This is a genomic window from Magnetococcales bacterium, from assembly GCA_015228935.1.
Classification (GTDB): domain Bacteria; phylum Pseudomonadota; class Magnetococcia; order Magnetococcales; family DC0425bin3; genus HA3dbin3.
Genome location: JADGCO010000019.1, coordinates 39,797 through 52,052 on the forward strand (window position 1 = coordinate 39,797; position 12,256 = coordinate 52,052).

The window sequence follows — 12,256 nt, forward strand, 5'->3', positions numbered from 1 at the left end:
GAGCAGGGAGAAAGAGTCATGCGCAAGGCCTATCTGGCGGGAACCTGGGTGGAGAGCGGCAAGAGCCAGGATGTCATCAATCCCTACAATGGTACCGTCGTGGACCAGGTGGTCCAATGCACCCCGACCGAGATTGACCGTGCCCTGGATGCCGCCGTCGCCTCCCTGGAAGAGACCCGGAATCTGGAACCCTACCAGCGGGCCGATGCCCTGTGGTTTGTCGTCAACCAGCTCCAGGAGCGTCAGGAGGAGTTTGCCCGTCTCCTGTCACAGGAAAATGGCAAAACCCTGGCTGAATCGCGTCTGGAAATGGCCCGGGTTATCGCAACATTCGAAATTGCCGCCGGAGAAGCCACCCGGGTTTATGGAGAGGCGTTCGATCTGGGCATCAACCCGATGGGTGCCAAACGCCGTGCCCTGGTCCGCCACTATCCGGTGGGGGTGGTTTCAGCCATCGCCCCCTTCAATTTTCCCCTCAATCTGGCCGTACACAAAATTGCCCCGGCCATGGCCGTCGGCTGCCCGGTGGTCCTGAAACCCGCCTCCAAAACCCCGCTGACCTCCCTGCTGCTCGCCGAAATCATCCAAAAGTCCGGCTGGCCTCTGGGGGCATTTTCGGTCCTGCCCTGCGACCGGGCCGCCGGGCAAATGCTCGTCGAGGACGAACGCATCAAATTGCTCTCCTTTACAGGCTCACCGGAAGTGGGCTGGAAAATGAAACGCGACGCCGGCAAAAAAAAGGTGGTCCTGGAGCTGGGCGGCAATGCCGGTCTCATCGTGGATCGGGATGTCCGGGATTGGGATTGGCTGATCGCCCGGGCCATCACCGGAGCGTTTTATCAATGCGGGCAGGTGTGCATTTCAGTGCAGCGCATCTTTTTGCACCAGGAGATCATGGGCGAATTTCGCGCCCGCTTCAAGGCCGCTGCCGAAGCCCTGAAAATCGGCGATCCCCTGGATGAATCCACCACCCTGGGACCGATCATCGACCAGGCCAACCGGGAACGCATCGTGGCCTGGATCCATGAAGCCCTCGATCTGGGAGCCAAACTGGTCACCGGCAACACCATTGCCCCGGTCGGCGTCGGCAACAGCCTGAGCGCCACCATCCTGGAAGAAGTCGATCCCCATTCCCGCATCGCCGCCGATGAAGCCTTCGGCCCGGTCGTCACCCTGACCCCGGTCAGTTCCATGAACGAAGCCTTTGCCCTGGTCAACAACTCCCGCTTTGGCCTGCAATGCGGCATCTTTACGAATGATTTCAACACCGTCATCCAGGCCCTGGACACCCTGGAAGTGGGCGGCGTCATCCACAACGATGTCCCCTCCTTCCGCGTGGACAGCATGCCCTACGGTGGCCTCAAGGACTCCGGCCTCGGTCGAGAAGGGATCCGCTACGCCATGCGCGACATGCTCGAAGAACGGGTCCTGGTCTATAAACGTTGAACTCGATCCGGAATCCAGGTACATGACAGGAGCTTCCATGACCATAGCCGAAGAAATCTACGAACGTGCGCTGCAACTGCCAGAAAATAAAGCAGAGGTGGTACTGAATTTTATTGGTTACCTGGAAATGGCGGCGATGGAAAGAAAGAGCAATCATATTCAAGAAAGCCTTGCCATGACAGACAAGTTGAAAACCTATTCCACAGTAACCATCCCAGTCATCGTGGACGAAGCACCACCTGATGATTGGCCTGAACCTATTCATGTCGATTCATGGGACGACAATATCGACCTGAGCCGGAATGCCTTGTATGGCGATGATGGACGATAACGCCCTGTTTTTGGATACCAATATCCTCGTTTATGCCGCCGTGGGAAAATCTTTGCATCACAAAACATGTGTCAAATATCTGGTCAATAAGCGTCGATCCAACACGAAACTTGTTATCAGTCGTCAAATCCTGCGAGAGTTCATGGCGGCACTCTCCCGCCCACAAAAGGCCTTTTCTCCCATTCGAAGAGACAGGATCGTGCGTATGGCGCTTGCATTTCAGCGCCGCATGGCTGTTTGCGATGATCATGCTTTGGTCAGTACTCATCTGGTACAAATTTTCGAAGAATTTCCGGTAGGTGGCAAGCAGGTCCACGATGCCAACATTGTCGCCACCATGTTGACCTACGGTATGTCAACCCTGGTCACCTATAACGTGACCGACTTTCGCCGTTTTGATGGACTTATTCGTTTGGTCACACCAGGGGATGTTGCAGAAGAATAACGCATGACCCACCCCCGGAATCCGCTGGTCCTGCTCCTGAGATGCGCAGGAAAGTGAGCCATTGTGATTTTCATGTCCGTGGCACATAATCGCGAACTGCCGAGAGTCGGTTGCCTGTCATCTGAACTGCCACCAAGTTGCATTGGGAGGTTCGTCGTGAGCAATAAGTCATTGGAAGCCACTGTGGATCCTGAGCTGGTGCGAAAGTGGATCAGCGATATCGGGTCGGATTCCACGGCGGCCGTGCCGCTGCTGCAAGCCATTCAGACGGAGTATCGCTATCTGCCCCGCACAGCCATGGATCTCGTGGTGGGGAATACGAGCATTACCGCCAGCCAACTGTATGGTGTCGCCACTTTCTATGCCCAGTTTCGTTTGCGCCCGGTTGGTCGGCACATGATCAAGGTATGCCACGGAACGGCCTGCCATGTCAGTGGTGCAGACCGGGTGGATACCGCCATTCGCCAAATCCTCGATCTGCGGGAACCGGATGCGGATACGGCTGCCAACGGCAGCTATACCATGGAAAAGGTGGCCTGCATCGGCTGTTGCAGTCTGGCCCCCGTCATGTTGATCGGCGAAGAGGCCTTCCCCCACCTGAAAGGGGCCGATGCCCAACGCTTCATCCAGAAACATGCCAAGGGTGTCGGAGAAGCACTGCCGGGAGACGCCGGAAAAAATGATGCCGGCGACGCGGCCCACGACAAACCAGGCAAGACGAAAAAAACCATGGAGGCGCGGCCATGACGACCGGTAAAGGGATGACCATCACCATCGGTGAGGGAACTTGCGGTATCGCCGCCGGTGCCCGCGATGTGGCCAACATGTTGGGACAACGATTCCCGGATGCCCACATGCGCAGCGTCAGTTGCATGGGCATGTGCCACCAGGAACCCCTGATCGAAATCACCAATCCAGACGGCAAATCCTTCCTGTATGGCAAGGTCAACAAAAAAAATCTCCCCAAGATTGTCCATTTTCATCGGGGAGAAGGAGAGTTGCCCGTCGGCAACTTCATCCGCTCCACGGATCAGCCGGAAACGGAAAAATGGTCCTACATGGGCAACCAGACCCGTATTGCCCTGCGCAACGTGGGTCACCTGAATCCCACATCCATCAGCGAAGCCCGGGCCAGAGGCAGCTATCAGGCCATCGAAAACATCCTCCAGGGTGGCATCTGCCCGGAAGCGGTTCTCGAAGAGGTGAAAATTTCCAAGCTGCGCGGACGGGGTGGTGCCGGCTTCCTGACCGCCACCAAATGGGGCTTTGCCCGCAGCGCCCCCGGTTATCCCAAATATCTGGTCTGCAACGGCGACGAAGGTGACCCCGGTGCCTTCATGGATCGCTCCCTGCTGGAAGGAGACCCCCACTCCGTCCTGGAAGGAATGCTGATCGCCGCCTACGCTATCGGTGCCAGCAAAGGGTACGCCTACATCCGGGCAGAATATCCCCTGGCCGTGCGCTATTTCGGCAAGGCCATCGAAGATGCCCGGGCCGCCGGTTACCTGGGCGAATTCATCATGGGAACCGACTTTTCCTTCGATATCAAAATCAAGGAAGGAGCAGGAGCCTTTGTCTGCGGTGAAGAGACCGCCTTGCTGGCCTCCATCGAAGGCCAGCGCGGCATGCCCCGCATCCGGCCACCCTTCCCGGCCATCCAGGGCCTGTTCGGCAAACCCACCATCATCAACAACGTTGAAACCCTCGCCAACCTCCCCTGGATCCTCAAAAACGGCGGCAAGGTCTATGCAGCCATCGGCACGGAAAAAAGCAAGGGAACCAAGGTGTTTGCCCTGGCCGGTGCCGTCATGCACGGCGGACTCGTCGAAGTACCGATGGGCATGACCATCGAACGGGTCATCAACGAAATCGGTGGCGGCTCCGCCTCCAGTCGGCCCATCAAGGCAGTCCAGCTCGGCGGCCCCAGCGGCGGATGCATCCCGTCCTCCCTGTTCAACACCATCATCGACTATGAAGCCATCAACGCCACCGGTGCCATCATGGGTTCAGGCGGCATGGTGGTCATGGATTCCCAATCCTGCATGGTGGATATCGCCCGCTACTTCCTCGACTTTACCCAGGTCGAATCCTGCGGCAAATGCACATTCTGCCGCATCGGTACCCTGCGCATGAAGGAGATTCTCTCCAAAATATGCGGCGGTCGCGGTACCATGGAAGACCTCGAAATTCTCGAAGACCTGGCACCCCAGATCAAGGACGCCAGCCTCTGCGGCCTGGGTCAGACCGCACCCAACCCGGTCCTGACCACCCTCAAATATTTCCGGGAAGAGTACCTGGCCCATGTGCTGGACCATCGGTGCCCGGGCGGAGTCTGCAAAGCCCTGATCACCCATACCATCAACCAGAAAGAGTGTACCGGATGCACCATCTGCAAACGGTACTGCCCAGCCGAATGCATCACCGGCGAGTTGAAAAAACCCGAAACGTGGTTCATCAACCAGGAGTTGTGCATCAACTGCGGCATGTGCAAGGAGGTCTGTAATCCCGAGGCCGTCATGGTGGAGTCGCTCGGCTTGAAAGCGGCCCACTCCCAGCCAGCGAGGGCGTCCGCATGAGCAACAAAATCACCATTACGTTGAACGGTCGCTCCACCGAAGCGGCCCCTGGTGCCACCATCCGTGACGTGGCAGAAGCCCATGGCATCCACATTCCCACTTTCTGCCATGATGACCGGCTGAAACCTTTTGCCTCCTGCTTTTTGTGTGTGGTGGAAGTGGCCAATGCCCGGACACTTCTCCCTGCCTGTTCGACCAAAGTGACCCCCGGCATGGTCATCGACACCGACAGCGCCAAAGTGACCGCCAGCCGCAAAACCGCCCTGGATCTGCTGCTCTCCGATCACGTCGGCGATTGCGTCGCCCCCTGCGAAGCGACCTGCCCGGCCAATATCGACATCCAGGGATATGTCGCCCATATCGCCAATGGCGACTTTGCCTCCGCAGTCCGGTTGATCAAGGAACGCAATCCTCTGCCGGTGGTGTGCGGTCGCATCTGTCCACACCCCTGCGAATCCCAGTGCCGGCGGGGTCTGGTCGATGAACCCGTGGCCATCAACCCCCTGAAACGGTTTTCCGCCGAATATGAACTGATCAACGGACCTTTCGTCCCCAAACCAGGTCCTGATACCGGATACAAGGTGGCCATCGTCGGCGGCGGACCCGCCGGACTTTCCGCCGCCTTCTATCTGCGCAAAATGGGCCATGGCGTCCACATTTTCGAAGCCCTGCCCGCCCTGGGCGGCATGGCCCGCTACGGCATTCCCCGTTTCCGGTTGCCGTGGGATTTGATGGACAAGGAGATCCAGGCCATCCTGGACATGGGCGTGTCGGTTTTCCATAACCAGCGCCTGGGACAGGATTTTACCATCAGCGACCTCCGGGCACGCGGTTACGGGGCTGTCTTGCTGGCCATCGGTGCCCACAAGGCCAAACCCATGCGGGTCCCCAATGAAAATGTCCCCGGCGTCATCGGCGGGGTGGATTTTCTGCGCAAGGCCGTCCTGAACGAACCCCTGCACATTGGCGCAGGAAGCCGGGTTGCCGTCATCGGTGGCGGTGATACCGCCATGGACTGCGCCCGCGTGGCCCGCCGGTTGGGGGCCGAAGTGGCCCTGCTCTATCGGCGCACCAAAACCGAAATGCCCGCTCTCCCCATGGAACAGGAGGAAACCCATGAGGAAGGCGTCGATATTCAATATCTGGTGGCTCCGGTCGAAGTTCTCCTGAACGAAAACGGCACAGCGCGTGCCCTGCGCGTCATCACCATGCAACTCGGTGAACCCGACGACTCGGGACGCCGCAGTCCGGTGCCGGTTCCCGGCAGTGAAAAGGATCTTCCCTTCGATCTGATCATCGCCGCCATCGGCCAGGATCCCGATCTCTCCTGCATCAGCAAAGAGACGGACAAGCTCAAGACCACCCGTTGGAATACCATCATCTATGATGAAAAAACCAATGTGACGAGTGTTCCCGGTGTCTTTGCCGCCGGGGACTGCTCTTTCGGACCCGATATTCTCATTCGGGCCATTGGCGAAGGTCGCCGGGCCGCCATGGCCATCGACCTGCACCTGAACGGGGCCGAGGTCCGTCTGACCAGCCAGTACACCATGTCCAAGGGACGCCTGGCCGATCTCGATGCCGCCGATTATCAACCCAGATTTGTCCACAAAAAGCGCGCCAGAGAAAGCACCCATCCCCCGGAAAAAAGATTGACCAATCAGGGTGGTTGGGCATCCATCAACGAGGGTTTGACCCGGGAAGAGGCCATGGCCGAAGCTTCCCGCTGCATCCTTTGTGGTTGCGCAGCCCGTTTTGATTGCGACCTGCGTCACTACTCGACGACCTACGGAGCCACCGAACACCGCCTCTCCGGCGAAAGACGCTCCTATACGGTCGATCAGCGTCACCCCCTGATCACCATCGAACCGGACAAATGTATCACCTGCGCCAGTTGCGTTCGGATGTGTTCAGAGGTGCGGAACATTCATGCCCTCAGCTTCATCAACCGGGGTTTTGCCACCCGGATCGGTCCTACTTTCGACGATCCGCTGCCGCAGACCGGCTGCGATGCCTGCGGCATGTGCGTGGATCTGTGTCCCACGGGTACGTTGACCGTCAACTTCACCCAAAGTACCGGTCCCTGGGTCAGCATGGCCCGGCAGACCACCTGCACGGCCTGTAGTCGCGGCTGTGGTCTGGAAGTGCATACCGCCGATGGCCGGGTGGTCAAGGTGCGTGCCATTGATGGCGATCCGGTCAATGGTGCCAACATTTGCGCCGAGGGACGCTTCAGCTATCGTCTCATTGGCGAAGAGCCTGTCGCCGATCCGGAAACCGCCATGGGCCGGATCGAAGATATTCTCAATCATGCCGATCATCCGGCAATCGTCCTTTCGCCCTTCATGACCGTCGAGCAGACGTATCTTGCATCCATGCTCGCCCGGGCCAAAAAAGGCAACCTCTACTACCAGACTGGAACAGAGATTGCCGGTCCCGTCAAACCCTTCGGAAAATTCCGGGGCGAGGCCAACGTGTCTCTGCTCAAGAGGCTGGGTGCCGTTCCCTGGAATCCGGATCTTCGCCCCGATGTCCTGATCATGGTGGGAACCACGGTGGAATCACCTCATGTGGATGTGACACGCCGCATCCTCATCGGGCCTTTCCGGGGCAATGCGGTTGTCGCCATCTATCTCCAAACCGCCGATCCTCTGGAAAACTTCGGCTCGTATCTGAATCGGGACGGTCAAATGGGCCGGATACGCCCGGTCCTGGGCATTACGGGTCCCAATCGCAGTATCGTCAAGTTCATGGCCCGTATGCTCAATGATCCGGATGCCAGCAAGATGGAAGTCCTTCAGCATCGGCTGATCCGGGATGTCCCCGAGCTGGCTCCCATGCTGGTCCTGAATGGCGACCATGTGCGCGTGGTCCAAACCACCCTTCCCCCGGTTCTGGAGCCGGCCATGCCCTCTCTGCGGCAAATCCGGTTCAAGGAACATATGCAAAAACTGAATCTTGCCTGGCCGTGATGCAGTCGCTCAAATTGTAGTCTGTCGCTGTTTCTCGCCTTGCCCGCAAGCACCCCGTGTAATGAATTATGCGGGGTGCTTCGGGTGAGGAGCCTCTTGTTTGTTCATGTGGGTAATCAGGACCTGATTTTCTTGTTTTGGTCTGGTATTCAAGTGTACAATCATGATCGATTTTGAGCGTACAATTGGGTTTGACTGGGATTCAGGTAACAAGCGGAAGAGTGTTGATAAGCACGGAGTCAATCAGGAGGAAGCTGAGCAGGTCTTTTTCAACCTCCCGCTTCTGTTGGTGGAAGATATCCAGCACAGTCAGGCAGAGCAGCGTATCCACGCCCTGGGAAAAACGAAGTCTGGACGCTTGCTGCATGTAACGTTCACACTGCGTCATCATTCGACGAGAATCCGGGTGATCTCTGCACGCGACATGAATCGAAAGGAGCGTCATGTTTATGGCCAAAAAACTCAGGCCAATCCCCGCCTTTCAGAATGAAGCCGAAGAACGACTGTTCTGGGAAGCCAATGACTCCACGGCCTATGTCGATTGGGAAAAAGCCAAACAGGTACGTTTTCCCAATCTCAGGCCGTCCACCCAATCCATTTCCTTGCGACTGCCCGTGGATCTTCTCGAACAAATCAAGGTCGCCGCCAACAGGCAGGATGTGCCTTATCACGCCTTGATCAAAATGTGGCTGGCCGAAAAGGTCAATGCATGACCTAGCGTTGCTTGTCCGCCGGTGGCTGGCTGAAAAGATCGTTACGTGACTTTGCGTCGCTCGTCCATCAATTGTAATCGATCAGCCAGACATCAACGAGATCACCGGTATGCATCTCTGTCGGTGGTGGCGGCAGGACGATGAAGGCGTTGGCCCGGCTCATGCTGGTCAGAATGCCTGATCCCTGGGCACCAGTGCTTTCCACCCAGGGGCCATCGGCATCAAAGTGAACCACGCCGCGCTGAAAATCCATGCGGCCATGTTTTTTGACCAGACGACCGCGCAGGGGCAGGCGCAAGCGCCGATCTGGTTCCGGCGTGGCACCCATCATGTGCAGCAGGGCCGGTCGGACCATGAGCAAAAATACCGCCAGACAAGAGACCGGATTGCCCGGCAACCCAAAAAATGCGGCCTCTCCCAGACGACCATAAGCCTGGGGTTTGCCGGGTTTCATGGCGACCTTCCAAAAGTCAATATGGCCTTCTCTGGCCAGTATTTCCTTGATCAAGTCGTAGTCTCCAACGGAGACACCTCCGGTGGTGATCACCGCATCGGCACTGGCGACCCCTCTGGCCATGGCGGCCTGAATCTCTTCCCGGTCATCACGGGCCAGTCCCAGATCGACGATGGTGACTCCCAAAGCTTCCAGGGCGGTTTTCAGGGTGGTGCGGTTGCTGTCATAGAGATGCCCGGGCAACAAGGGGGTCCCGACAGGTTGAATTTCGTTGCCGGTGGACAATACGGCCACCCGGAGTTTTTCGGTAACCGTGATGCTCGTGCAACCCAGGGAGGTCAGCAGGCCAAGGTCGGCGGGTGTCAAGCGACGCCCCTGTTCCAGGACCAGGGTACCGGTGCGAATATCCTCGCCGGCCCGGCGAATGTTTTGTCCGCTGCGTTGGTCGGGGGGAATGGTGACCTGGTTGGCTTGGCGTTGGACATGTTCCTGCATGACGACACAATCGCAGCCGGCGGGAATCGGGGCACCGGTCATGATGCGCACGGCTTCACCAGCAGCGAGGGGTTGGGTCAGACGGTCACCGGCAGGCAGGTCAGCCACCACGGTCAGGATTGTCTCCCGGGTCGGGGATAAATCGGCCAGGCGCACGCCGTATCCGTCCATGGCGCTGTTGTCGTGATTGGGCACATCCAGGGGCGCGGTGATGGGCATGGCCAGCACCCGGCCCAGACCGGCAATCACATCAATCTGTTCGGTCCGACCAGTGGGATTGACTCCGGCCAGGACCCGCTCCCGGGCTTCTGCGAATGAGATCATGCCATACCTCCCCTTGAAGTACATAAAGTGGTGAGAATACCATATCCTTGTTCGATTTTGGATCAAAATCCCAAAAAAATAAAAACATGAAAGTGAAAATTTGGCTGTTGACTCTCTACGCCAAAAACGAAGCGGAAGAGATTCCCTCAAATGTCCTGGCAGAATTGCGGAAGGAATTGGAGAAATGAAAAAAAGAGACATTGGGCAAGAGTTGCTGGAAGGAGTCCGGGCCATCAAGGCAGGAAAAGGCAAATCAACTCAAATAGCCATACCCGACCCCCGCGTGGTGCGGGAAAAGGTTATGTTGTCCCAGTCAGCGTTTGCAGGATTGCTGGGAGTGAGTGTGCGTACTGTTCAAGATTGGGAACAGGGTCGGCGTATTCCTTCTGGTCCTGCTGTCTCTCTTCTGCGGATTGCCAACCACAATCCAGAAGCATTGAAATGGTTTACCTGATACCGAATGGCTGGTGCCTGATTGCATGTCAAATTATGGCCTCAAGCCCTTTGCGCTCCACGATGGAGAGGAGTTTCAGGCAGGTACCTGTCGGCTTTTTCTCCCCGCGCTCCCACTTGCTGACATAATCCTTGGTCACGTTCAAATAGTGGGCAAAAACAGCTTGGCTGACCCCCTCACGCAAACGCAAGGCACGCACATCATCGCCAGTAAAATCATGAATTGGCGTCAGGCAGGAAAGATCGAAACTGCGCATCGTTTGCTTGTCAATAACCCCGGCATCGTACATCCCGGCTGCCGTTTCATGGATCGCCGCGAAGGCATCACTGTCGATATCATCCCGATCTTTTTTTGAAAAACCATAGACAAAGAAAGGCAGGCAAATTTAGCAAACAACTTGTTTTTGAAAATACGCATACCGGTTCACCTAGACCACATCACCCCCCGTCCTCAACGTATAGTTCTCAGAGCTACATTTCAAGCTCAATTTTCTGCTTGGCACTCCAGCATTGAAAAAAACGATCCACTCTACTGAAAATCCATCTGGTAATAGATGATATCATCCTCGATCCGGCTGGTGACTTTCAGGCCGCTTTTTTCAAACACGGCCCGCATGAGCCGGTTTGACACGAGGGTTTCGGCGGTAAAGCCCCGGATGCCGTTACGTTTGGCAAGGGTGACGAGATATTGCATCAAAAATTTCCCGATCCGGCGACCCTGCCAGGCATCGCGAACCACAAAAGCCACTTCGGCGCGATTGGTGATCGGGTCGAGATAGTATCCGCCCACGGAAACAATCTGTTCGCCATAGCTTTCCGGAATGACGCCGACCAGGACCACATCCTTGCGGTGATCAATATAGACGAATTGTTTCAGTTGCTGGAATGAAAACCGTTTCAGATTGCTCATGAAGCGTCGATACACCGAAACCTGGGAGAGGGAGTAGAGCATTTCCCGAATGGAGGGTTGATCGGTGGGAAGGGAGGGACGCAGGAGAATCTGGGTTCCATCGTCCAAAAGCAGGGTGGTTTTCAAGTCGCGGGGCGTGATGAGGGTTTTGCCATCCACTTCGGCCAGCTCCGGATGGACATAGTAGCGGCGAATCGCTTCCTGGAGCAGGGTGGCCCGAAAGTTGGGATGGGCAATGCTGATCATGGCCATGGCCCGTTCCTGGATGCTTTTGCCATGCAGGTAGGCCACCCCATGTTCGGTCACGACATAATGAACATTACCCCGCCCGAGAGAGATGCCCGCCCCTTCCCGAAAACGCACCACTATCCGGGAAACATTGCCGCCATCCGCCGTGGCCGACAACACCACGATGGATTTGCCACCCGGGGCATGGGTTGCTCCATGACTGAAATCCACCAATCCCCCAATCCCCGCATGAAACCGGGCACTGATGGCATCGGAACTCACCTGCCCGGTCAAATCCACCTCGATGGCCGTATTGATGGCCACGAGGTGACGCTGGCGGGCAATGATGAAAAAATCATTGACATACTCCGTGGGATGAAACGCAAACAGGGGATTGTTGTGGAGCAAGTCGAACAATTTTTTGCTGCCCAGGGCAAAACTGGTCACGATGCGCCCCGGATCCAGGGTTTTGCGGGTCCCGGTAATACACCCTTTGGTCACCAGATCGACAATGGTATCACTGATCATTTCGGAATGGATGCCCAGATCGCGTTTGTCGTCCAGAAAAGGGAGGATCATCTGGGGCAACTGACCCAAACCCACCTCAAGGGTGGAGCCATCTTCCACCAGGGCCGCCACATGCCGGGCAATATCCCGGGTGATCGTGTCGGGTGGCGGCAACACATACTCGCGCAAAGGTTCTTCAAACGGGACCAGCCAATCCAGATCCTGCACATGCAGGAAACCATCACCCAGGGTGCGGGGCAGGTGCGGATTGACCTGGGCGATGACCAGGGCGGCATTGTGGGCAGCACTCTTCACCACATCCACAGCCACACCCAGACTGACCATCCCCCGGTCGTCGGGAGGGGTCACCTGGATCAGGGCAACATCCAAAGGCATCTGGCG

At 57.1% G+C, this 12,256-nt stretch carries 12 protein-coding genes; 9 read left to right on the forward strand and 3 right to left on the reverse strand.

The features are described from left to right. The first annotated feature begins 18 nt into the window (after window positions 1-18). The 8 genes from HQL65_07010 (at window position 19) to HQL65_07045 (ending at window position 8,483) form a co-directional block, all read left to right on the forward strand. Complete coding sequence (locus HQL65_07010) at window positions 19-1,446, forward strand: aldehyde dehydrogenase family protein (protein ID MBF0135972.1); 1,428 nt, start codon at window positions 19-21, stop codon at window positions 1,444-1,446. 37 nt (window positions 1,447-1,483) lie between these two features. Further along, on the forward strand, window positions 1,484-1,777 hold the full coding sequence (locus tag HQL65_07015) for a hypothetical protein (protein MBF0135973.1): 294 nt from the start codon (window positions 1,484-1,486) through the stop codon (window positions 1,775-1,777). Further along, entirely contained in the window at window positions 1,758-2,222 is a 465-nt protein-coding gene (locus tag HQL65_07020) for a type II toxin-antitoxin system VapC family toxin (GenBank protein MBF0135974.1), read from the forward strand. The genes HQL65_07015 and HQL65_07020 overlap by 20 nt, the downstream gene beginning before the upstream one ends. Window positions 2,223-2,378: 156 nt before the next feature. Further along, the gene (locus tag HQL65_07025; protein ID MBF0135975.1) at window positions 2,379-2,969 is read left to right on the forward strand and encodes an NAD(P)H-dependent oxidoreductase subunit E; all 591 of its coding nucleotides are present in this window, start codon (window positions 2,379-2,381) and stop codon (window positions 2,967-2,969) included. A 14-nt stretch (window positions 2,970-2,983) separates the two neighbouring features. Next, window positions 2,984-4,798 carry an NADH-quinone oxidoreductase subunit NuoF gene (locus tag HQL65_07030; GenBank protein ID MBF0135976.1) on the forward strand — a complete coding sequence of 605 codons (1,815 nt, stop codon included), beginning with the start codon at window positions 2,984-2,986 and terminating at the stop codon, window positions 4,796-4,798. Beyond that, on the forward strand, window positions 4,795-7,770 hold the full coding sequence (locus tag HQL65_07035) for an FAD-dependent oxidoreductase (protein ID MBF0135977.1): 2,976 nt from the start codon (window positions 4,795-4,797) through the stop codon (window positions 7,768-7,770). The genes HQL65_07030 and HQL65_07035 overlap by 4 nt, the downstream gene beginning before the upstream one ends. A 163-nt stretch (window positions 7,771-7,933) precedes the next feature. Then, entirely contained in the window at window positions 7,934-8,260 is a 327-nt protein-coding gene (locus HQL65_07040) for a BrnT family toxin (GenBank protein ID MBF0135978.1), read from the forward strand. After that, entirely contained in the window at window positions 8,220-8,483 is a 264-nt protein-coding gene (locus HQL65_07045) for a BrnA antitoxin family protein (protein MBF0135979.1), read from the forward strand. Before HQL65_07040 ends, HQL65_07045 begins: the two co-directional genes overlap by 41 nt. A gap of 67 nt (window positions 8,484-8,550) precedes the next feature. Here HQL65_07045 and HQL65_07050 read toward each other — a convergent pair whose 3' ends face one another. Beyond that, the gene (locus HQL65_07050; protein ID MBF0135980.1) at window positions 8,551-9,756 is read right to left on the reverse strand and encodes a molybdopterin molybdotransferase MoeA; all 1,206 of its coding nucleotides are present in this window, start codon (window positions 9,754-9,756) and stop codon (window positions 8,551-8,553) included. 184 nt (window positions 9,757-9,940) lie between these two features. Here HQL65_07050 and HQL65_07055 point away from each other — a divergent pair, with 184 nt between their 5' ends. Further along, a complete protein-coding gene (locus tag HQL65_07055; protein ID MBF0135981.1) occupies window positions 9,941-10,210 on the forward strand; it encodes a helix-turn-helix domain-containing protein in 270 nt (89 codons plus the stop codon). A 28-nt stretch (window positions 10,211-10,238) separates the two neighbouring features. Here HQL65_07055 and HQL65_07060 read toward each other — a convergent pair whose 3' ends face one another. Then, entirely contained in the window at window positions 10,239-10,499 is a 261-nt protein-coding gene (locus HQL65_07060) for a DNA-binding transcriptional regulator (protein ID MBF0135982.1), read from the reverse strand. A 239-nt stretch (window positions 10,500-10,738) separates the two neighbouring features. Then, on the reverse strand, window positions 10,739-12,256 hold a 1,518-nt coding region (locus HQL65_07065; protein MBF0135983.1), incomplete at its 5' end, for a GNAT family N-acetyltransferase.